At 68.9% G+C, this 21,416-nt stretch carries 14 protein-coding genes; 6 read left to right on the top strand and 8 right to left on the bottom strand.

Annotation, left to right across the window (positions count from 1 at the left end):
- Positions 1 to 73: 73 nt before the first annotated feature.
- From ACFVUT_RS18835 to ACFVUT_RS18810, 6 genes are all read right to left on the bottom strand, one after another.
- On the bottom strand, positions 74 to 1,165 hold the full coding sequence (locus ACFVUT_RS18835; RefSeq protein ID WP_389656050.1) for a M48 family metalloprotease: 1,092 nt from the start codon (positions 1,163 to 1,165) through the stop codon (positions 74 to 76).
- A 22-nt stretch (positions 1,166 to 1,187) separates the two neighbouring features.
- A complete protein-coding gene (locus ACFVUT_RS18830; RefSeq protein WP_389656047.1) occupies positions 1,188 to 1,697 on the bottom strand; it encodes a Pycsar system effector family protein in 510 nt (169 codons plus the stop codon).
- Complete coding sequence (locus ACFVUT_RS18825; RefSeq protein WP_389656044.1) at positions 1,694 to 3,292, bottom strand: hypothetical protein; 1,599 nt, start codon at positions 3,290 to 3,292, stop codon at positions 1,694 to 1,696. Before ACFVUT_RS18825 ends, ACFVUT_RS18830 begins: the two co-directional genes overlap by 4 nt.
- 38 nt (positions 3,293 to 3,330) lie before the next feature.
- Positions 3,331 to 5,523: a hypothetical protein gene (locus ACFVUT_RS18820; protein ID WP_389656041.1), complete on the bottom strand. Its 2,193-nt coding sequence runs from the start codon at positions 5,521 to 5,523 to the stop codon at positions 3,331 to 3,333.
- Positions 5,520 to 6,302: a hypothetical protein gene (locus tag ACFVUT_RS18815; protein WP_389656038.1), complete on the bottom strand. Its 783-nt coding sequence runs from the start codon at positions 6,300 to 6,302 to the stop codon at positions 5,520 to 5,522. Before ACFVUT_RS18815 ends, ACFVUT_RS18820 begins: the two co-directional genes overlap by 4 nt.
- A 151-nt stretch (positions 6,303 to 6,453) precedes the next feature.
- The gene (locus tag ACFVUT_RS18810) at positions 6,454 to 7,200 is read right to left on the bottom strand and encodes a Crp/Fnr family transcriptional regulator (protein WP_389656037.1); all 747 of its coding nucleotides are present in this window, start codon (positions 7,198 to 7,200) and stop codon (positions 6,454 to 6,456) included.
- A gap of 381 nt (positions 7,201 to 7,581) precedes the next feature.
- On the opposite strand from ACFVUT_RS18810, the gene rpsL reads away from it, so the two are divergent.
- The 4 genes from rpsL (at position 7,582) to tuf (ending at position 11,945) form a co-directional block, all read left to right on the top strand.
- The gene (rpsL, locus tag ACFVUT_RS18805; RefSeq protein ID WP_003948652.1) at positions 7,582 to 7,953 is read left to right on the top strand and encodes a 30S ribosomal protein S12; all 372 of its coding nucleotides are present in this window, start codon (positions 7,582 to 7,584) and stop codon (positions 7,951 to 7,953) included.
- 2 nt (positions 7,954 to 7,955) lie between these two features.
- Complete coding sequence (gene rpsG / locus ACFVUT_RS18800) at positions 7,956 to 8,426, top strand: 30S ribosomal protein S7 (protein WP_093897234.1); 471 nt, start codon at positions 7,956 to 7,958, stop codon at positions 8,424 to 8,426.
- 38 nt (positions 8,427 to 8,464) lie between these two features.
- Positions 8,465 to 10,591 carry an elongation factor G gene (gene fusA / locus ACFVUT_RS18795; protein ID WP_389656035.1) on the top strand — a complete coding sequence of 709 codons (2,127 nt, stop codon included), beginning with the start codon at positions 8,465 to 8,467 and terminating at the stop codon, positions 10,589 to 10,591.
- Between the two features lie 160 nt (positions 10,592 to 10,751).
- Positions 10,752 to 11,945: an elongation factor Tu gene (gene tuf, locus ACFVUT_RS18790; RefSeq protein WP_389656033.1), complete on the top strand. Its 1,194-nt coding sequence runs from the start codon at positions 10,752 to 10,754 to the stop codon at positions 11,943 to 11,945.
- A gap of 159 nt (positions 11,946 to 12,104) precedes the next feature.
- Here tuf and ACFVUT_RS18785 read toward each other — a convergent pair whose 3' ends face one another.
- A complete protein-coding gene (locus tag ACFVUT_RS18785) occupies positions 12,105 to 13,244 on the bottom strand; it encodes a sensor histidine kinase (RefSeq protein ID WP_389656031.1) in 1,140 nt (379 codons plus the stop codon).
- Positions 13,245 to 13,693: 449 nt separating this feature from the next.
- Here ACFVUT_RS18785 and ACFVUT_RS18780 point away from each other — a divergent pair, with 449 nt between their 5' ends.
- Complete coding sequence (locus ACFVUT_RS18780; protein ID WP_389671007.1) at positions 13,694 to 19,918, top strand: DNRLRE domain-containing protein; 6,225 nt, start codon at positions 13,694 to 13,696, stop codon at positions 19,916 to 19,918.
- A 131-nt stretch (positions 19,919 to 20,049) separates the two neighbouring features.
- Entirely contained in the window at positions 20,050 to 20,532 is a 483-nt protein-coding gene (locus ACFVUT_RS18775; protein ID WP_389656027.1) for a hypothetical protein, read from the top strand.
- A gap of 230 nt (positions 20,533 to 20,762) precedes the next feature.
- Here ACFVUT_RS18775 and ACFVUT_RS18770 read toward each other — a convergent pair whose 3' ends face one another.
- The gene (locus ACFVUT_RS18770; RefSeq protein WP_389656025.1) at positions 20,763 to 21,368 is read right to left on the bottom strand and encodes a response regulator; all 606 of its coding nucleotides are present in this window, start codon (positions 21,366 to 21,368) and stop codon (positions 20,763 to 20,765) included.
- Between the last annotated feature and the right edge of the window lie 48 nt (positions 21,369 to 21,416).

Below are 21,416 nucleotides of genomic sequence, written 5' to 3'. Positions count from 1 at the left end.
AGGGCGGCCACCCCGTTGCGTACGGGGTGGCCGCCCTTCGGCGTGTTCCGATGTGCCGTACCGGTGGCCGTGGCTACAGGTAGTGCCGCAGATGGTGCAGCCGGGTCGGGGGGTCGGGGTGGGTGGAGAGCAGCCGTGCGGGCATCGACTCGCGTTCCTTACGTTTTCCCACGGCGGCGAGCGCCTCCTGCCGTGCCCGGACCTCGTTCGTGTGCATGGTCTGGAGCACCTCGGCCAGCTTCGGCGCGAATCCGAGCGCGGCGGCGTGGCGGTCGGCACGCAGCTCCGCACGGCGTCCCACCGCTGCCGACAGATACGGCAACACGAGGAGCAGCGGCAACCCGTACAGGACCGCGGTGGCAGTGGAAGCGAGCCCGCCGAGCGCCAGGAGGAGAGCGCCGACGGTCAGGTAGACGGCACATCTGGCCGGTGTGACGAGGGCGCGTGCCATCGCGCGGAGGGCGTACCAGGTCGCCCGGCCCGGTAGCCCGTACCAGTGGACCAGCAGGGACGACCACGCGTGACCGCCGGTGTGGTGACCGAGTTCATGGGCGAGTACGGCGGCCAGCTGGCCGCTGGGCAGCCGTTCCAGTGCGAACCGCGTGACGGCCACAATGTGACCCGCGGCGGCGTAGGCGTTGAGTTCGTCGCTTTCCTCGATCCAGAGCTGAAACAGCGCTCCGTCGACCCCGGCGATGGCCGTCACCTCCCGCCAGACGGGTTGCAGCCGCGCGGTTTCCTGGGGCATCGGGCGCCGGAGCCTGAGCAGGTAGCGGGCGAGGAGGTCCTCCGTGGGCCGGTGGAAGACCAGGGCGCCGGATGCCGGCCAGAGCAAGGCCGGTATCCAGAACGGGAGCCCGAGGCAGCCTTCCAGGACGGCGCTCACGAGCAGTACCACCAGCGCGCTCACCAGGAAGGCGGGCAGTGCCAGTGCCAGGCGTCCGAGCGCGGTGACGTCCACGCGCCGCTGGTGCGCGGTGTAGTACACGCGCCGGCCCGGCCCGTGCGTGTAGACCAGGTCATCGGGTGCGGGGGGTGGGGTGGCGGTCGGGTGCGGGTCCGGGCCATGGGCCGGGACGCCCTTGGGCGGCAACGGCCCATGACCGCGAGCTGCCGATACGGGACCGTCGCCCGGGTCCTGGGGCTCAGGTACGGGTCGGGACATGGTCATCCTTTGCGTGAGAGCGTCAGCCGAGGAGCAGCGAGGCGGGGAGCAGGACGGCGCCCACGGAGTAGGCGAGCAGCCCCACCCGTATCCACTGGTGCTTGCGTACGGCGATCCGGCTGGTTTCGGTCAGGGCCGTGACGTGCCCGGCGGCCGGGGCGCTGTCGGTGGCGTCGAGTGCTTCCGCCAACCGGTTCTGGCGGGCTGCGCGGTGGATGTCCGCGAAGTAGGTGAGCGGGGCCCCGGGGGCCCAGGTACTGCCGCGGTAGCGGGGGAGCACGGCCATCAGCAGGGAGAGCAGCGCCATCGCCAACCCGCCGATGCCTGTCCACCACAGGGCCGAGCCGGGGCCGGAGAGCGCGCTCGGGCGCCACTCGCTGCCCGCCAGCCATCCGCTGATCACGCCCGCGGTCATGCCGAGCGCGGCGACGAGCACGGACGCTTTGCTGTCGGCCCGTGCGATCTCGGACCGCAGATCGAGGAGGAGTCGCGTACCGGCGTCGGCGCTCCCGGTCGGCGGGATGCCGGTCATGCGCTGTCCTCCTGGTCCGGCGTTCCGGCCACGTCCATGGGCCTGGGCGCGTTCGCAGCCGCGGGAGTGTCCGCTGGCCGCGCGTCGGCCGCTCCGCTCAGGTCCGCCGCTCCGGCGGCATCCGGCTTCGTGTCCAGGGCGGGGACGGGGGCGGGGGCCGACGGCCGGGGGAGGGGAGAGGAAGCCGCCGCCCTGGCCTTGGACACACCGGTGCCGTCTACTGATTCGCGCACATCCTGCGCACCTGGTGATCGCGTGGCCGTGTCCGTCGGACTCAGGGGAGTGCTGCCATAGCCCGGCGGCGGGCGCCAGCCGGGGAAGGCGCTCGAAAGAGAGACCTCCTCCGGTTCGGTCTTGCGGATCGGTGTCGCGTCGAGCCGGTGCATGTCCCAGGTGTCCATGTCCGTGCCGTCGGTTCGGTCGGCGTTCGGCCGGGATACACCCCGCATGCCCGCTTCCGCATGTGGCGCGTCCTCCGGCATCGACACAGTCAGCCGACCTGCGGCCGAGCTCTGCGCCGTGACTCCGGGCAGATATTGGTCCAATACGTCGATGACCGCCTGGAACGCCATCTTCTTCGGCGTCTCCATCTCATGGTTCTCTGCGCTGTCACCGTTCAGAAGTTCGCCGGCCAGTGCCAATTTTGCTCTGATCGCCTGGAGTTGGTCCTGGCGCAGGCTGTTCACCACCAGCTTGGTATCTTCGGGATGGTCGGCCAGATGGAGCGCCCACGCTCGGACCCCGCCCTGTTCCAGGTGCTTTTCGTAGAAGGCGATCTTCTCCGCGTTGACCTGCTGGAGCTCCATCTGCCGACGGGCCTGGTCGACCGCCTCCGCGTGCTGCCACTTCTGCCGTCGCAACGTCAGCGCGTGCTGCTCCTCGCCGAAGGCGGCCGCCCGCTTCCACTGCAGCGCGTCCTGCTCCCTGCTGCGCCGGTCGACCGCGGCATCGTGCTCCCTGCCGCGCCGCTCGGTGTGGATCTGCTCGGTGGCCGTGTGGTCGATGGACCTCATGCGTCGCACGTGGTCGATGGCGCCCTGGTCCCCGTGCAGCCGTACGGTCCAGGTCACCGCGAGCCCGGCCCCGGTGCCGAGCGCGCCCCGCGTGCTCACCTCCCGCAGCAGTGCCTGCTCGGCGTCCGCGCTTCGGGAGATGGCGTAGCGGCGGGTGACAGGGCGGGCCGCCTGTTCCAGCTCGCTGATCAGCAGCCGTGGTACGTCACGGTGCCTGCTCATCACGAACCGCGCGGGATCGACGACCTGCCACGACAGTTCGACAACCACGCCGAACTCGAAGGCGTCGTCGTCGCTCGGCAGGCCGATCTCCTCGCGCAGGGGATGGACGCCCATGTCGACCTCGTACACCGAGGTGTACCGTTTCGCGGCGGCCCCGGCCCGGGTCGGCCGGACCGGCGGGAGGTAGGTGTCGTACGAGCCGTCCTGGGCCGAGAAGACCAGGGCGTGGTCGATGCGGGTGAGCGGCCGACGGGCGAAACCGAAGCGGGACAACTGCCGGACCGTGACCACAGGGTCGATCAACCGCGTGCCGCGGTCGGCGTGCTGGTCCCAGTCGGGCGCTCGGCGGAACTCGGGCATGGTGCACTCTCCTGTCGCTGTGGACGAATGCGTTCAGGTCAGGGATGTGGCAGGACGACCAGCAGCCGTGCCGCCACGGGTGGGGGACCGCTGCCGTCCTCGCCGGGCATGGTCCGCAGGAGGTGGCTGAGCCGCTGGTACTCCGACGGCGTGGTGACGAGCGAGGGCAGCAGCGCGGCGAGAGCCCACTCCGTGCCGGAGTCGTGGTCCGCCGACAGCACCCAGAGGCGCAATACGTCCAGGGCTTCCCGGGTGTGGCCGCGGCTCCCCAGAGCAGTGCGCCACAGCGTGACGATGCCGGTGGCGGCGGGCGTCCGCGCGGCCGAGGCCCGTGCGTACCAGGACAGTACGCGCGGCTGCGTGTGGCGATCGTCCTGCTCGGTCCGACGGCAGGCGCTGATGAAGCCGCCGAGCGCGAGTTCGGTCGCCGGACGGTCGTCGTGCAGCGTTTTGACCAGCCCGGCGAGCACGTCGTCGCCCGCCGGTGACAGCAGTAACAGCTCCACGGACTCGGCCAGCTGTCCGGACAGGTCCTCATCGGGTTCCTGCCGTCCGGCTTGGAGCCGGGCCGCCGCACGCAACGCCGCCAGGGTCTCGGAAGGGCGCTTCGGACCCATCAATCCGTGGGCGCGGATGGCCACCCAGCGCAGCGGTGGCTCGTCGCTCTCGCACCAGGCGTCAAGGATGCGCGGCACGTTGGGAGTGCCCAGGAAGTGGGTGAGTGTGAGCGCGTTGACGGCGACGAGGCGGTGTCGGTAGAGGTGGGAGGAAGCCCACGGCTCGATGACCAGTGCCATGGCGGACGGCAGGTCGGTGTAAGCGAGGACAGCGACGGTGGAGGCGGCGCGGGTGCGGACGAACGGCCGCCCGTCCCCTGCCAGTCGTTGCAGCCAGCGCACGAGCGCGGGCCGCGCCGAGGGGTGCCCGGTCCACACCTCGCGCAGCAGGACGAGCGAGGCCCGCTCGTCCTGGTAGGCGGCCTTCACCTGCCGGACCGGGCCCCACTCGGTGGGCTCCTCGGCCTCGAACCGACGGGCGCGGGCCAACTGGAGCCGCTTGCCGATATGTGTGCCGAAGACGGGGACGGCGGGGAACCGCATACCGTTCTCGGTCTCCTGGAGGAAGGCGTAGAGCAGATCGCTCAGTTCCGCCGTGAGGGCGTACGGGCCCTCGTCGAAGGCGGCCAGGGCGACGAGGAACGCTTTGTCCCGCAGGTGCAGTACGGTCCCGTCGTCCTCGAACCACTCCTGGACCTGGTTCTCCAGCGTGACCAGGGAGAATTCCTCCAGATGTGCGGCGTCGGCCTCACCGGCCGCGTACTTCGCCAGGAGCCGGGCGAACTCGGCGGCCTCGCGCGGCTGATGGCTGTGTTCGAGGAACGCGGCCACCTCAGGCAGGGACAGCAGCTCCGCCACGTTGTCCTCGCCCACCAGCACGCCCAGGTGCGCGGTGAGGACGTCACGCGACGGGGGAGCCTGCCAGCTGACCACCGGTACGTCCTCCAGCAGGGCCGTAGGCCCCACGGTGATCACCAGATACGCGTCCTTGCCCAGTTCCTGGCGGGCGGCCAGCAGGTCCGCCTCGCGCAGCGGCCGGCCGGGCTCGGTGATCAGATCGCAGAGGACATGTCCGGTTCGGCCGTCCCGTGTCTCGCCGCCGCCGAGACCGGCCGTGAGCTGTTCGGGGGTGGTGTCCCGGCCGATCGCACGGACCGGATGGGCGCCGACCCGGTGCAGCAGCATCAGCGCGGCGGTTCGCCGGCCCGCGAAGTACGGGCCCGAGAGCACCAGGACGTGCTCCTCGCGCAGCCGGTCGGCCAATGCCTCGAAGTCGATGGCTGCGGGTACGAAACAGGCGGACAGCTCCTCCAGGGTGGACCGCGCGATCTCGCCCGAGGCGTGGAGTGCGGAGGGCGTGCCGAACTGGTAGATGATCTCGGTCTTGTCGAGCAGGACGTTCCCGTAGAAGGTGCCGCCACCGATGCCGTGGTTGGTCCCGCCGAAGACGCCCCCGTCGACCCGGGCGCTGTCGCCGAATCCCATGGTCCGAGGGGTGTGGTTCTCCAGATCCCGCAGGGCCGCCCAGGCGGGCTGCGGCTGGTCGGTCTCCTCGGCCGCCTCCCCGTCGGCCTGACGGCTGTCCTGCGCCTCGGGGATCTGGTCGCCGCCTGCCGGTGCCTGGTCGCCCCCTGCCGGGGGCTGGGGGCCGTGTGGCTGTTCCGCCGCGCTCACCGGCGGTCCTCCCGGCCGCTGCCACCGAGGTGGATGTCCCCGGAGAAGGTGCCGCCGCCGATGCCGTGATTGGTTCCGCCGAAGACGCCCCCGGTGACCGCGGCGCCGCCGAAGTCGAAGGCCTGGGCCGGCGCCTGCGGGGCGTGCGGGTCAGGGCTGGAGGCCGACGGGGCACCCGTATGCCCGTTCGCGGGGCGCGGGTGCTCACGCGGTATCGGACCGTGCAGCCATGCGTCGAGTGGGCCGTTCTTGCTCTCCACCGTGACGGAGTGGAACTCCTCGGCCGGTACACCCGTGTGGCTGTGCCGCACGATCCCCCGGTAGACCGGATCGGACACACACAGGGCGAAGTCGTCCGGGCGCTCGCGCAGCGCGCTCTTCAGTAACTCCGCGTCCAGCAGTCGGCACGCGTGGTTGAGATCGCTGCCGACCCATCCGTCGAGCCGGTCCACGGCGACGTACCCCGAGGCGACCACTCCACGCAGCCGCATCTGAGCCGAGGTGGAGGCACGCCGGTTCTGGCTGCGCAGCTCGGCCGGTACCTCGCTCAGCAGCGCTCGCAGCAGGGCGATCACCGAGCAGTTGGCGTCGATCAGCTCCATCACGGAGTCACCGCGGTCCGCCCGCCTGCGGCGGGTCTCGTCGATTCCGGCTGCCAGCAGCGCCCGGTCGCTGAGGTCGTAGAGCATGCGGCGCAGATACGCCTGCTCGACATCGTCCCGCTCGCTGTACTTCTCGATGTCGAGCAGCAGGATCGTGCTGTTCACGGGATCGTGCATGAGGTGCCTCTCGCTCGGGCCTTCGTGGGGAAGACACGAGCGTGGGGCCGATGGGGCTGTGGTGGTGAGGACGGATGACTCACTCGCAGTGTGACCGCGTGCACAGAGTCATGCGTGGCCGCATTCCCTCCAGGGAGCGCGCGGGCCTGCTCTACGGAGTCTGTGGGGCCTCGTGATGGGCGACCGGTCGGACGGAGTCCTGTGCCCGGGCGATCCTGCGGAGCGCGTCCGGCCGCACGATCACCATCGCGCGCCGGCCCGTCAGGACGATGCCCCGCTCGCGCAGGTCCTTCAGCAGCCTCTGGACCATTTCCCTGGATGCCCCGACCGCCCCGGCCAGCTCCTGTTTGCTGAGGGGTATGTCGAGTTCGATGCCGTCACGGGTACGGCCGCCGTGGGTGTGCGCCAGGTCCAGCAGCAGAACGGCGAAGCGCTCCCGTACGGTCATTGCTGCGAACTCCAGGCTGCGCCGGTCCGCGGCGCGCGTCCGGTCGGCGGTCAGCGCCAGGAGCGTGAGGGAGACCTTGGCGGAGCCGGTCACGAACGCGCGGAACTTCTCGTGCGTCACGACCACGGCCCGCACGGGGGAGAGCGCCGTCACCGTTGCCGACCGCGGCCTGCCGGTCAGCGCGGCCGACTCGCCCACGATGTCGCCGGGGCCGCGCAGGGCGTGCAGCGCCTCGTAGCCGTTCGGCGCGGATGTGGTGACCTTCGTCCATCCGTTGACGATCAACAGGATGTACGCCGACGGCTCGTCCTGCCTGAGCAGTGGAGTCCGGGAGGCGAAACTGAGTTCACGGCCCAGTCCGAGCAGGGACAGCCGGTCCTCCCGCTCCAGGCGAGCCAGGAAGGGTACCCGGTCGTCGAGTCCGTCGCCATCGGGTATGTACGCCGCCATCCCGTCCCCCGATCGTCCGCCGCGCGGTTCAATGTACTGATAACGCGTATGGCCGGACCGCCAAGGTCGTTTTCCTGCCGTGCCTCCGCGGCGGGCTGTCTCAATCCCGTCGGCCGTGAGCTGCGGAACCCGGCGTGTCCCGGTGGACAGGATTTGTTTTGACCGGAGTCGACGAGGTAGGTACGCTCAGACCTTGTGCCTGGGGTGTGCCTGGGCTCCTGTGCGTGTCTTCAACCGCATGGCGAGTCCGTCAGTAGCCACCGCAATCTGCGCTCCCTTCTGCCTTGCGGCAGGGACTTGCAGTATTCGACACACCCGACCGCGTGGGTCGGTGACGTTCCAGGTTAGTTTCACGAACGGCACACAGAAACCGGAGAAGTAGTGCCTACGATCCAGCAGCTGGTCCGAAAGGGCCGGCAGGACAAGGTCGAGAAGAACAAGACGCCCGCACTTGAGGGTTCGCCCCAGCGCCGCGGCGTCTGCACGCGTGTGTTCACGACCACCCCGAAGAAGCCGAACTCGGCACTCCGTAAGGTCGCGCGTGTGCGTCTGACCTCCGGTATCGAGGTCACGGCCTACATCCCGGGTGAGGGACACAACCTGCAGGAGCACTCCATCGTGCTCGTGCGTGGTGGCCGTGTGAAGGACCTGCCGGGTGTTCGTTACAAGATCATCCGCGGCTCCCTTGACACCCAGGGTGTCAAGAACCGCAAGCAGGCCCGCAGCCGCTACGGCGCCAAGAAGGAGAAGTAAGAATGCCTCGTAAGGGCCCCGCCCCGAAGCGCCCGGTCATCATCGACCCGGTCTACGGTTCTCCTCTTGTCACCTCGCTGATCAACAAGATCCTGCTCAACGGCAAGCGTTCCACTGCCGAGCGGATCGTGTACGGCGCCATGGAAGGCCTCCGCGAGAAGACCGGCAACGACCCGGTCATCACGCTGAAGCGCGCGCTTGAGAACGTCAAGCCCTCGCTTGAGGTCAAGTCCCGCCGTGTCGGTGGCGCCACCTACCAGGTGCCGATCGAGGTCAAGCCCGGTCGCGCCTCCACCCTCGCGCTGCGCTGGCTCGTGGGTTACTCCCGCGCCCGCCGCGAGAAGACCATGACCGAGCGCCTCATGAACGAGCTGCTCGACGCCTCCAACGGTCTTGGCGCTGCCGTCAAGAAGCGCGAGGACACTCACAAGATGGCCGAGTCCAACAAGGCCTTCGCGCACTACCGCTGGTAGTCGCTACCCACATCGAGACCGAGAGAAGATTGAGCCTTATGGCCACCACTTCGCTTGACCTGGCCAAGGTCCGCAACATTGGGATCATGGCCCACATCGACGCGGGCAAGACGACCACCACTGAGCGGATCCTGTTCTACACCGGCGTCTCGTACAAGATCGGTGAAGTCCACGACGGCGCTGCCACGATGGACTGGATGGAGCAGGAGCAGGAGCGCGGCATCACGATCACGTCCGCCGCGACGACCTGTCACTGGCCGCTCAATGATGTTGACCACACCATCAACATCATCGACACCCCCGGGCACGTCGACTTCACCGTCGAGGTGGAGCGTTCGCTCCGCGTCCTCGACGGCGCCGTCACCGTGTTCGACGGTGTGGCGGGCGTCGAGCCGCAGTCCGAGACCGTCTGGCGTCAGGCGGACCGCTACGGCGTGCCGCGCATCTGCTTCGTCAACAAGCTCGACCGCACCGGTGCGGACTTCTTCCGCTGCGTCACCATGATCACGGACCGCCTCGGCGCGACCCCGATCGTGATGCAGCTCCCCATCGGTGCCGAGGCGGACTTCACGGGTGTCGTCGACCTCGTGACGATGAAGGCGTTCGTCTACTCCGCCGAAGCCACCAAGGGTGAGGCCTACGACATCCTCGACATCCCGGCCGAGCTGGCCGAGGCTGCCGAGGAATGGCGTGGCAAGCTCCTGGAAGGCGTCGCGGAGAACGACGACAAGCTGATGGAGCTGTACCTGGAGGGCGTGGAGCCCACCGTGGAGCAGCTCTACGACGGGATCCGTCGTATCACCATCAACTCGGGCAAGGGCGGCGAGACCACCGTCACCCCCGTGTTCTGCGGCACCGCGTTCAAGAACAAGGGTGTTCAGCCCCTGCTCGACGCCGTCGTGCGCTACCTCCCCTCCCCCCTGGACGTCGAGGCCATCGAGGGCCACAGCGTCAAGGACCCGGAGGAGGTCGTCAAGCGCAAGCCGTCGGACGAGGAGCCGCTCGCGGCCCTCGCCTTCAAGATCATGAGCGACCCGCACCTCGGCAAGCTCACCTTCGTCCGGGTCTACTCGGGCCGCCTGGAGTCCGGCACCGCGGTGCTGAACTCGGTCAAGGGCAAGAAGGAGCGCATCGGCAAGATCTACCGCATGCACGCGAACAAGCGTGAGGAGATCGACTCGGTGGGCGCCGGCGACATCATCGCCGTGATGGGTCTGAAGCAGACCACCACCGGTGAGACGCTGTGTGACGACAAGGCCCCGGTGATCCTGGAGTCCATGGACTTCCCGGCTCCGGTCATCCAGGTCGCCATCGAGCCCAAGTCCAAGGGTGACCAGGAGAAGCTGGGTGTCGCCATCCAGCGTCTCTCGGAGGAGGACCCCTCCTTCCAGGTGCACTCGGACGAGGAGACCGGCCAGACCATCATCGGTGGTATGGGCGAGCTTCACCTTGAGGTGCTCGTCGACCGGATGAAGCGCGAGTTCCGCGTCGAGGCCAATGTCGGCAAGCCCCAGGTCGCGTACCGCGAGACGATCCGCAAGGCCGTCGAGCGCATCGACTACACCCACAAGAAGCAGACCGGTGGTACCGGTCAGTTCGCCAAGGTGCAGATCGCGATCGAGCCCATCGAGGGCGGCGAGTCGACGTACGAGTTCGTCAACAAGGTCACCGGTGGCCGCATCCCCAAGGAGTACATCCCCTCGGTGGACGCGGGTGCGCAGGAGGCCATGCAGTTCGGCATCCTGGCCGGCTACGAGATGACGGGCGTTCGCGTCACCCTTCTCGACGGTGGCTACCACGAGGTCGACTCCTCCGAGCTGGCGTTCAAGATCGCCGGATCGCAGGCGTTCAAGGAGGGTGCCCGCAAGGCGTCCCCCGTGCTCCTGGAGCCGATGATGGCCATCGAGGTCACCACGCCCGAGGACTACATGGGCGATGTCATCGGTGACATCAACTCCCGCCGTGGCCAGATCCAGGCCATGGAGGAGCGCAGCGGCGCTCGCGTCGTGAAGGGCCTCGTGCCCCTCTCGGAGATGTTCGGCTACGTCGGAGATCTCCGCAGCAAGACCTCGGGTCGCGCAAGCTACTCGATGCAGTTCGACTCCTACGCCGAGGTTCCGCGGAACGTCGCCGAGGAGATCATCGCGAAGGCCAAGGGCGAGTAACTCTCCCGAGCTCACGCTTTAGGCTTGTCACCGGAGCCTGGTGGGGCATTCGCCGCAGAGCGCAAGCAATGCGGTGAATGCCCCCGGCCCCGGCATCCCAGCAAAGATCACCTGGCGCCGATGAAGCAAGGCGTACAGAACCACTCCACAGGAGGACCCAGTGGCGAAGGCGAAGTTCGAGCGGACTAAGCCGCACGTCAACATCGGCACCATCGGTCACATCGACCACGGTAAGACGACCCTCACGGCCGCCATTACCAAGGTGCTGCACGACGCGTACCCGGACCTGAACGAGGCCTCGGCCTTCGACCAGATCGACAAGGCTCCCGAGGAGCGCCAGCGCGGTATCACGATCTCGATCGCGCACGTCGAGTACCAGACGGAGTCGCGTCACTACGCGCACGTCGACTGCCCGGGTCACGCGGACTACATCAAGAACATGATCACCGGTGCCGCGCAGATGGACGGCGCCATCCTCGTGGTCGCCGCCACCGACGGCCCGATGCCGCAGACCAAGGAGCACGTGCTCCTGGCCCGCCAGGTCGGTGTTCCGTACATCGTCGTCGCCCTGAACAAGGCCGACATGGTGGACGACGAGGAGATCCTGGAGCTCGTCGAGCTCGAGGTCCGTGAGCTCCTCTCCGAGTACGAGTTCCCGGGCGACGACCTTCCGGTCGTCAAGGTCTCGGCGCTCAAGGCCCTTGAGGGCGACAAGGAGTGGGGCCAGACCGTCCTCGACCTGATGGCGGCCGTGGACGAGTCGATCCCGCAGCCCGAGCGTGACGTCGACAAGCCGTTCCTGATGCCGATCGAGGACGTCTTCACGATCACCGGTCGTGGCACCGTCGTCACCGGTCGTATCGAGCGTGGCATCCTCAAGGTCAACGAGACCGTCGACATCGTCGGTATCAAGACCGAGAAGACCACCACCACGGTCACCGGCATCGAGATGTTCCGCAAGCTGCTCGACGAGGGCCAGGCCGGTGAGAACGTCGGTCTGCTCCTCCGCGGCATCAAGCGCGAGGACGTCGAGCGCGGCCAGGTCATCATCAAGCCCGGTTCGGTCACGCCGCACACCGAGTTCGAGGCCCAGGCCTACATCCTGTCGAAGGACGAGGGTGGCCGTCACACCCCGTTCTTCAACAACTACCGCCCGCAGTTCTACTTCCGTACCACGGACGTGACGGGCGTGGTGACCCTTCCCGAGGGCACCGAGATGGTCATGCCGGGCGACAACACCGTCATGAACGTCTCGCTGATCCAGCCGGTCGCCATGGAAGAGGGCCTGAAGTTCGCCATCCGTGAGGGTGGCCGGACCGTGGGCGCCGGCCAGGTCACCAAGATCGTCAAGTAATCACCTGACTGTCTGACCTGGTTGCTCCGCACAGAGCACCAAGAAGGGCCCCGGCCCGCCGCACACGCGGTGGGCCGGGGCCCTTCGGCATGTGACGACGTCGCACAGACTCCGAGCCGGTCGAGGGGGTCTCGTTGGGGTGCGGGATCCCGGGGCGTTTCATGTGGTCCGGCTATTGCTCGGCAGTGGCAGCCGGACCAGGAGGTGGAAGTGCCCCGGTGACGGTCGCTCGGCAGTCAGCGTTCCGCCGAGTGCGGCGGCGCGGTCGGCGAGGTTGCTGAGGCCGGTGCCGGGAGCGGTCGTATCCGTGGGGCCGGGGGCGTCGTTGCCCACCGAGAGTTCGACGGACCGGTCGGTGGGTGTCATGTGGACGATCCTGAGGGAGATCGAGCAGTGGGTCGCACTGGAGTGGCGCAGGACATTGGCGACGGCCTCCCGCGCGACCACGGCGAGACAGTGGTCGACGGCCCGGGGCAGTTCGACGGGGGTGATCGGCGCCATGTCGCTGCGCACGGTGATCCCGGCGGTGGCGAGGACGTGGACCGCCTGGGCGAGCTCCGCGGCGAGTGACAGGGCGACGTTGTCGCGGGAGACGGCTCGGAGCTCGGCGAGGGTGCGCCGGGCGATCCGGGCGATCTCGTCGAGGGCGTCGGCGGGCTCGTCGTCCTCCATGCCCAGGGAGGCGCGCGTCGCGATCAGGGTGAGTGCCGAACCGAGGACGTCGTGCAGGTCGCGGGCGACTCGGTCGCGTTCCGTCTGTACGGCGGCGCGGGCGGCGTGGTTCTGGGCGGCATGCAGCCGGGCGACGAACAGGGAGAGATGGGCGATGCCGTAGACGCTGCCTGCGGTGATCAGGGTGGCGAGCAGAACGCCCAGCCCGCTGCGGTTGTCGAAATCGAGGCTGTTGACCAGGAGCGGACCGCTGGCACAGACCGCCGCGGCGACGATCAGGGAGGCGGGGCGCGGAACGGTCAGCAGGACGGCTCCGGCCAGGAATCCCAACAGGCTCAGCCAGGGCAGTTCGAGCAGCAGTACCGGTCCGTAGGTGAGCGCCGCCTGGATGATCAGGAGCAGCCAGCGGGACCGGTAGCGCAGACGGTATGGCGGGGGAGCGTACTGCCCGAGGAGTACGGCGGGCAGGAGGATCAACAGGATCAGGGCGGTCACGGCCGACCGGCGACTCAAGGGGAGCGTGACCAGGTCCATAGCGAGCAGCGCAATGGTTCCGCCGACCAGGAGAACAAGCGTGCTGCCGGCGGTGAGGGCGTGGCGCGGGGAAGGGGGACGGAAACGGAACATCGACTTCCAAGACGTGGGAGGGGTGCGGAGGGTTGTACGCCGGTCTGTGACCGACGCCGGGAACTCAAGGCGCACGAGGCGGATCCCCCTGGTCTGAGGGGCGGGCGCGGTGCATGGCTGTGCCGCCGAGTGCTGTTCCGGGGCTCGGTCCGCGGTGGCTGCCGATGGCGGGATACGCGCCTGTCGCACGTATCCCGGGACCGATCGCCAACGGGCCTGCGCGCCGTAGTGGTTGACGCCGGGTCGGGCCGGGTGGTCGTGGTCTGTGGTGATCCCGACGTGAGGCCGTATTCGTGACGTGGTCACTTCACAAGCCATGACGCGGACATTTGACTCGTCGGCGATGTGATCGTCGAACGAGGGAGTCACGCCCTGTGAAAAGTCTGTGGAACACGAGACGAGGCCCTTGTACGGGCAGAAAGAGACGGGCCCTGCCCCGGATCGCCCTGGTGCTGGCCGGCCTGCTGGTCGCGGAGGTGGCGGTCACCGTGGCCACCACCGGCGAGGCCCTCAGCCTGCCCGCCGGAAGGGAGGCGGTGGCGCTCCGCGACGCCCCTGCACCTGCCAAGAAGGTCACCGAGGCCGCCGACGTGAACGCGGCGCGGGTCGCGGCCCGGCTCTCGGGCAACCGCGTGGAGGTCCTGTCCGAGCGGACCGAGACCTCGACCACGTACGCGGAGCCGGACGGGAGCCTGTCGGCCGACTTGTTCCAGGCGCCGGTCCGCACGCGCGAGAGCAATGGCGTGTGGGCTGACATCGACACCGGACTGGAGCGGGTCGGTCGGGACTACGAACCGCGAACGGCACTCGCCGACATCACGGTGTCCGGCGGAGGAGGCGCCGAGCCCGGCTTGCTGGCCTCCGTCGAGCGCGGCGCGAAGTCGTTCGGTATGGGCTGGCAGGAGGCGCTGCCCAAGGCCGAGGTCGACGGTGACACCGCCTCCTACGACCTGGGTGGCAGCCAGACCCTTACGGTGCGGGCGCTGGCCGACGGGTTCGAGCAGAACGTTGTTCTCGACGAGGCACCGGCCCAGCCACCCGTCTACCGCATTCCGCTGCGGTTGAAGGGACTTGTGCTGTTCCGGGACGACGAGACCGGAAGGCTGCTGCTCAAGGACGGGGCGGGGAAGCTGACCGCCGAGGCGCCGGCGCCCGTGATGTGGGATTCGGCCATCGATCCCGCGTCCGGCGAGTCTCGGCATCTCGCCCAGGTGGACACCAGCATCGAAACGGCGAAGGACGGCGCGCAGACGCTGGTGCTCAAGCCCGACCCGGAGTACTTCCGGACGTCCGGGCTCACCTACCCCGTAACCGTCGACCCGACCTCGACACTGGCGGCGTCCACCGACACCTGGGTAGCGACCAACTATCCCGACTCGCAGTCGTCGTCCAAGGAACTGAAGTCCGGTACGTACGACGCGGGCTCGACCAAGGCGCGGTCATATCTGAAGTTCGACGTCGCCAAGTTCGGTGGGCAGAAGATCCTCTCGGCGAACCTGTCGCTGTACTCGTACTGGTCCGCGACCTGCGCGACCAGCGGCTCCGGTACGCAGATACGCCGGGTCACCTCGTCGTGGACGAATTCCGGACTGACGTGGGGAGCTCAGCCGTCCACCACCGCGACCGGCGCGGTCACCAGTACCAAGGCGCTCGGATTCTCGTCGGCCTGCCCGGCCGGCACCGTCAACTTCAACGTCGCGGGCATTGTGCAGGCGTGGGCGGACGGGGCCGCCAACTACGGCGTGCAGGTGCGTGGCGTCACGGAGACGGATTCCACCACCTGGCGCCGGTACCGCTCGTCGAAGTACGCCGCCGGGGACAACGCGGTGGAGCCGCATCTCACTGTGAAGTACAACTCGTACCCCGCGAAGCCGACATCGGTGGCTGTCGCGCCGTCGCAGGTGAACGCCTACAACGGCAAGCGGTACGTCACTTCCCTCACCCCGCAGCTCTCTGCCAAGGTGACCGACGCGGACGGCGACACGGTCAAGGCGCAGTTCGAGATCACCCCGGACCCCCAGTACACCGACGGGGCCGGATACGCGTACACCGCCACGAGTGCCGGTGTCGCCTCCGGCGGGACCGCGAAGATCACGATCCCGGCGGCGAACGCCTTCCCGTCCGGCTCGCACTTGCGCTACCGGGTGCGGGGCCATGACGGCTCGCTGTACGGGGCATGGACCGGCTACACCGTCTTCGTGCTGAACACGGCGAAGCCCGCCGCGCCCGGCGTCAGTTGTGTCCCGTACACCAAGGACACCTGGACGGAGACGAACGCCGACGGTGCCCAGTGCACCTTCTCCACCACCTCCACCGACGGCCAGGGGTCCCTGTACGGCCTGAACGACCCGGCCACCCCGAAACGGATCGACGACACGGCCAAGGGCAGCGGCGGCATCCCGCTGACGGTCACCCTCAAGCCGGGCGACGGCTGGCACACCCTGTACGCGCGGACGATCGACTCGGGCGGCAATCTGTCCAACGCCACCACCGCGTACGAGTTCGGCATCGGCGACGGCGCGGCCCTGCTGACGCCCCGTGACGGCGACCGTCCGGCCCGGCGGCTGAGCCTCGGCGCGAAGGGCAAGCCCACCTACTCCGGTGTCACTTACCAGTACCGGCGTGGGGAGACCGACGCCTGGGCGAACGCCCCGTTCGCCGCCGTCACCAAGGACGCCGACGGATCGAAGGTGACCGCCTGGCCTCTCGCCACCAGCGCCGGTGTGTCGCCGAAACTGACGTGGAACATCACCGACAGCCTCGCCGAGGACGGCCCGGTCGACATCCGGGCGGCCTTCACGGACGGCTCGGTGACCCGCTACTCCCCGGTGGCGACCGTGACGGTCGACCGCAACGCGGGCACCGCGCCCAGCGAGTCGACAGGTCCCGGCACGGTAAATCTGCTGACCGGTGACTTCACACTTTCCGAGACCGACGCCTCGGCCTTCGACCTGTCGGTCACGCGCACCGCCTCCTCGCGCAAGCCCGACGCCGGCGTCGCACAGAGCGGCCAGTTCCCGATCTACGGCAAGGAGTGGAGCGCGGGCACGGTCGCCGAGCTGACCGAGTCGGACTGGTCGTACCTCAAGCAGTCGACCGCGACCTCGGTTGCCCTGGTGGATGCCGACGGCGAGGAGCTGGGCTTCACCAAGCTCAGCAACGGCGGCTGGAAGCCGGAGCCGGGGGCCGACGATTACACCTTGACGGGTTCGCTCACCGGCTCCTTCACAGTGAAGGACACGGAAGGCATGACCACGGTCTTCACCAAGCCGTCGGGCGCCACCACCTGGCAGGTCGCCTCCTCCGCCATGGACGGGCTCACCAACTCGACCACCACCGTGGTCTCCGAGACGCTGACCGTGGGAACGGACAAGCTCGTCCGCCCCGCCCGGATCATCGCGCCGACCACGGCCGCGTCCGCAAGCACCTGCACGGCGACGCCGTCCACCAAGGGGTGTCGCTCACTGGAGTTTGTTTACGCGACGTCCACGACGGCCACGGGGAGCACACCGGGCGACTTCAAGGACCAGCTCCGCGAGATCCGTCTCTGGGCCACGACGCCGGGCGGGTCGGAGGCCACCGCGAAGGCCGTCCAGATGTTCGGCTACGACAGCGCGGGCCGGCTGCGGCAGGCCTGGCACCCGCAGATCTCGCCCGCTCTGAAGACGGAGTACGTGTACGACGGCGCGGGTCGCATCACCCAGGTGACGCCGCCGGGTGAGCTGCCCTGGACCATGACGTACGGCAAGGCCGGCAATGCGGCGACCGCCGGCGACGGGATGCTCCTGAACGTGTCGCGTGCGGCCCTGAAGCAGGGCACGACCGCGACGCCGGAGGGTACGGCCACCACGAGCATCGTGTACGACGTGCCGTTGACCGGCACCAGGGCGCCGTACGCGATGGGCTCGTCGGACACCGCGGCCTGGGGACAGAACGCGGCGCCGACCGACGCGACCGCGGTCTTTCCCGCAGATGCCGTTCCCCCCTCCCACGCCGGCGGAGCGCTGGACTCCGGCGACTACGGGCGCGCCACCATCACCTACACCGATGCCTCCGGCCGCCAGGTCGACACCGCGCAGCCCGGCGGGCATCTGTCCACCACCGACTACGACCAGTACGGCAACACCGTGCGCGAGCTGACCGCCCGCAACCGGGAGATCGCCGTGGGCAGGACGGCGGCGGCGAAGGGCAGCCTGGCCGATCTCGGCCTTGACGGACTGTCTTCGGCGGCGCGCGCCGAACTGCTCGCCACGCGCACCGTCTACGACGACAAGGGCATCAAGGAACTGGAGGAGTTCGGCCCGGCCCGCCGCGTCGACCTGACCACGTCCGTCACCTCCGGTTCGACCACGCTTCCGGCAGGTGAGTCGGTGGTGGCCCGCACCTGGACGAAGAACACCTACGACGAGGGCCGTCCCACCGACGGAACCGCGACGGTGGAGAACCAGATCACCAAGGTCGTCACCGGAGCCCAGCTCCTGGACTTCCCGGCGACCCACGCCGAGCAGCGGGTGACACAGACGACCTACGACTGGGTCAAGGGCCTGCCGACGAAGACGATCAGCGATCCGACCGGCCTCGCCCTGACCACCAGCAAGGAGTACGACGCCCAGGGCCGTGTCACCAAGGAGCTGCTGCCCGGCGCCACCGGCACCGACGCGGCCACTCGCGTCACCGCCTACTGGACGGCCACCGGCACCGGCGCCTGCGCCGGGCACCCGGAGTGGGCAGACCTGCTGTGCTCGACCGGACCCGGTGGCACCATCACGGGAGGCGGAAGCAACCCGAGCGGTCTCCCGGTGACGACCACCGAGTACGGCCGGCACGGGACGCCGGCCAAGGTGACCGAGACGGCGAACGGCGTCACCCGCACCACGACGACCACGTACGACGACGCCGGGCGTGCCCTCAGGACGGTGACGACGGGCGGTGTCGGGGCGGCGGTGCCTGACGCCACGACCGAGTACGACCCGAAAACCGGTCAGGCAGTCCGCACGGTCTCCACGACCGGCGGCACGATCACCAAGGCGTTCGACGAGCTGGGCCGTGAGGTGTCCTACACGGACGCGGACGGTGGGGTGACCACCACCGAGTACGACCTGCTGGGTCGCCGGACGAAGGTCGCGGACTCCGTCCCCTCGACGGTGACGTACACCTACGACCACAGCGCCGAGCCCCGCGGCCTGGCCACGAAGACGGTGGACTCGGTGGCGGGCGCCTTCACGACCGCGTACGACGCGGACGGCGGGGTAGCCACCGAGCGGCTGCCCGGCGGTTATACCCTCACCGTCGACCAGGACACCACCGGCACCACGGTGGGCCGCACCTACACGCGGGACAGTGACGGTGTGCTGGTGGCCTCGGACACGGTCTCCGAGTCCGTCCACGGGCAGGTCACGTCGCACACTGGCTGGTCGGCGCAGGAGTACGCGTACGACAAGGTGGGCCGGCTGACGTCGGTCGACGACATGGTGGGCGAGGTGTGCACGCGTCGCGCCTACACCTTCGACAAGCGCACCAACCGGACCCGGCTGACATCGTCCGCCGCGCCGGAGGGCGCCGACTGCACGGGCACGGGCACGGGCACGGTCACGACGACGTCGCACGCCTATGACAGCGGCGACCGGCTCGTGGACACGGGGTACGCGTACGACGTGTTCGGCCGCACCACGGCCATGCCGGGCTCGTCCTTCGCCTACTACGCCAACGATCTGGTCCACACCCAGAGCACGGACGACCAGCGCCAGACCTGGACGCTGGACGCTGCGCGCCGCTTCCGTTCCTGGACCGTCGAGACCAGCATCGACGACGAGTGGATCCGCAGTTCCGCAAAGCGCAACCACTACGACGATGCCGGGGACAGCCCGCGTTGGACGGAGGAGGACACAGCCGCGGGGACGAGTGGCGCGGTGAGCCGCAATGTCGAGTCCGCGTCGGGTGATCTGGCCGCGACGACGGGTTCTTCGGGTGGCACCGTTCTGCAACTCACCAACGTCCACGGCGATGTGATGCTCGCCCTCCCGCTTACCGACGGGGACGACATCGTCGCGCTCGACAACGACGAGTACGGCAATCCGCGGGCCGGCCAGATGCCGGCACGCTACGGCTGGCTCGGCGGAAAGCAGCGTTCCGCGGAGACGCTCACAGGGGTGACCCTGATGGGCGTGCGCCTCTACAACCCGGTCACCGGGCGGTTCTTGTCCGTGGACCCGGTGTACGGAGGGAGCGCGAACTCCTACGACTATGTCCACGCCGACCCGCTCAACCGCTATGACCTCGATGGCAAGTGGTGGAGCTGGGCCAAGAAGAAGGCGAAGAAGGCATGGAGAGGAACGCGCAAGCATTTCAGGAACAACTGGCGCACCTATGCCGCCGCCGGGATAGGAGTGGCTGGATTCGTGGGAGGGGCCTTCTGTGCGGCGAGCGTCGTCTGCGGCGTCGCGGTGGGAGCGGCGGCCGGAATGGGAGCGTACGCAGCATCGAACGCCGGTACGCGGAACTGGCGTTGGGGGCAGTTTGCCCTGGCGGGCGGGGTCGGGGCCGTCGGCGGCGGCCTTGCCGCGAGGATCGGCCAGGGGACATCGTTCGGCACCAGGGCTGCCATGTGGCGGCTGAGCGCGAAGGTGCGCGTCGCGAGGTGGCGGATGAACTGGAAGTGGCGAAAGCTCCGCTGATCTGAAGCCACCCAAGCATCTCCACAGCAGAAGAATCCGACAGCAGACAACGGAAGGACGGACAGGCCGTGCACAAACCGGAGCGAGGCGTGATGTTGATGTGGGGCGCCGGCGCCGGCGCCGGACTCGTCGTGGCGGCTGTAGCGGCCGGGTGGGGCAGCGGATGGGTCATCGCCCTGGCCGCGGTCCTGGCCGTCATGGCCGGGATTCTCTGCCGGGGACTCCTCGGAAGCCGTGACGGGAACACGGAAGGGATTGAGGAAGGGGGTGAGGGAGTCGGACGGATCGGTGAACTCTATGAGGTCCCACCGGAAAGCGGAGCGAAAATCGCAGAGCTGTCCACCGTCCGTCTCGCTCCCTCCGACATCCGCTACGTGCTCACGACCAAGAGGCAGCGCGGCGGATTCCTGAAATCGATCGTGATGATCGAATCGACGGACGACGGGCCGGTCGTGATGGAGATGCCGATGCCCGCCGACACGGTCGCAGGGCTGCGACGAGTGGCGGACACACCGGAAAGAGACCGGATCCTCACGCGCTACCTCGATTCGCCGGTCCATTTCGCCGACCGAACGCACCGGGATCCCGGTCGGGGTGGGCGGAAGCACGGATGACAGGGGTGCGGCGCATGCGACCGGCAGCCAAGGATGCAGGGAAATCCCGTAGCCATCTTCGGAACGCGTGCCGCCCTGGGCCGGAGCCTGCGGAACAACCGGCGTCGCTGAGCGACTGACGCCCGGGAGGAGAGGGCCGGTGTCTTCCGTCCCTCTCCTCCGGAATCACCTTTCCGACCGGACCGGGAACCCTGACGCGGCCTTCTTGCCGCGCGGGTTCAGGACGGATGTCATATCCATCCGTGCCGCTCCCCGATGCGCACCGCGTCGACAAGAGTGCGTGCGTGCAGTTTGCCCGTGGCGAGGGAGAGATGGTTGCGGACGGTGCGTACGGAGAGGAACAGCGCAGCCGCTGTCTCGGCTGCCCCCATGCCCAGGGCGGCCAGGCGCAGGATGTCGGTCTCGCGTGGGGTGAGCGGGGAGGCGCCGGCCGTGCGCTCCTCGGCGAGCAGGTCGGGGTCGTACGCGTCGCCGCCCGTTGCCACCCCGCGGATCGCGGCCAGCACCTGCCTGGCCGAGGCCGACTTCAGCAGATAGCCGGACACCCCCGCGTCCCGGGCTGCCCGCAGATGTCCTGGCCGGTCGAGCACGGTCAGGATGAGCGTGCGGCATGACGGCAGGCGCTCGGCGAGCTGACGGGCCGTGGTGATGCCGTCCTGGCCCGGCATGGCCACATCCAGTACCGCCACGTCGGGCCGGGCGGCCAGCGCGGCGGCGAGGACCTCGTCGCCGCGGGCGGCCTGGGCCACGACCTCGATGCCGGGCTCCCGCGCCAGCACGGAGACCAGCCCTTCGCGTACGACCGTCATGTCCTCGGCGATCAGCACCTTGAGCATGATCAGAGGATGACAGCTGCGGCCCTTCGGCATGTGCGCACCCGCGGC

The organism is Streptomyces sp. NPDC058051, from assembly GCF_042885475.1.
GTDB lineage: Bacteria > Actinomycetota > Actinomycetes > Streptomycetales > Streptomycetaceae > Streptomyces.
The sequence above is the reverse complement of the archived record's forward strand: the minus strand, read 5'-3'. Positions and strand labels throughout refer to the sequence as shown.

What these genes read in the sequence shown, in the direction of transcription:
- ACFVUT_RS18835 (WP_389656050.1), bottom strand. Translation starts at nt 1,165, where the DNA reads ATGTCCCGACCCGTACCTGAGCCCCAGGACCCGGGCGACGGTCCCGTA.
- ACFVUT_RS18830 (WP_389656047.1), bottom strand. Translation starts at nt 1,697, where the DNA reads ATGACCGGCATCCCGCCGACCGGGAGCGCCGACGCCGGTACGCGACTC.
- ACFVUT_RS18825 (WP_389656044.1), bottom strand. Translation starts at nt 3,292, where the DNA reads ATGCCCGAGTTCCGCCGAGCGCCCGACTGGGACCAGCACGCCGACCGC.
- ACFVUT_RS18815 (WP_389656038.1), bottom strand. Translation starts at nt 6,302, where the DNA reads ATGCACGATCCCGTGAACAGCACGATCCTGCTGCTCGACATCGAGAAG.
- ACFVUT_RS18810 (WP_389656037.1), bottom strand. Translation starts at nt 7,200, where the DNA reads ATGGCGGCGTACATACCCGATGGCGACGGACTCGACGACCGGGTACCC.
- rpsG (WP_093897234.1), top strand. Translation starts at nt 7,956, where the DNA reads ATGCCTCGTAAGGGCCCCGCCCCGAAGCGCCCGGTCATCATCGACCCG.
- fusA (WP_389656035.1), top strand. Translation starts at nt 8,465, where the DNA reads ATGGCCACCACTTCGCTTGACCTGGCCAAGGTCCGCAACATTGGGATC.
- ACFVUT_RS18785 (WP_389656031.1), bottom strand. Translation starts at nt 13,244, where the DNA reads ATGTTCCGTTTCCGTCCCCCTTCCCCGCGCCACGCCCTCACCGCCGGC.
- ACFVUT_RS18770 (WP_389656025.1), bottom strand. Translation starts at nt 21,368, where the DNA reads ATGCTCAAGGTGCTGATCGCCGAGGACATGACGGTCGTACGCGAAGGG.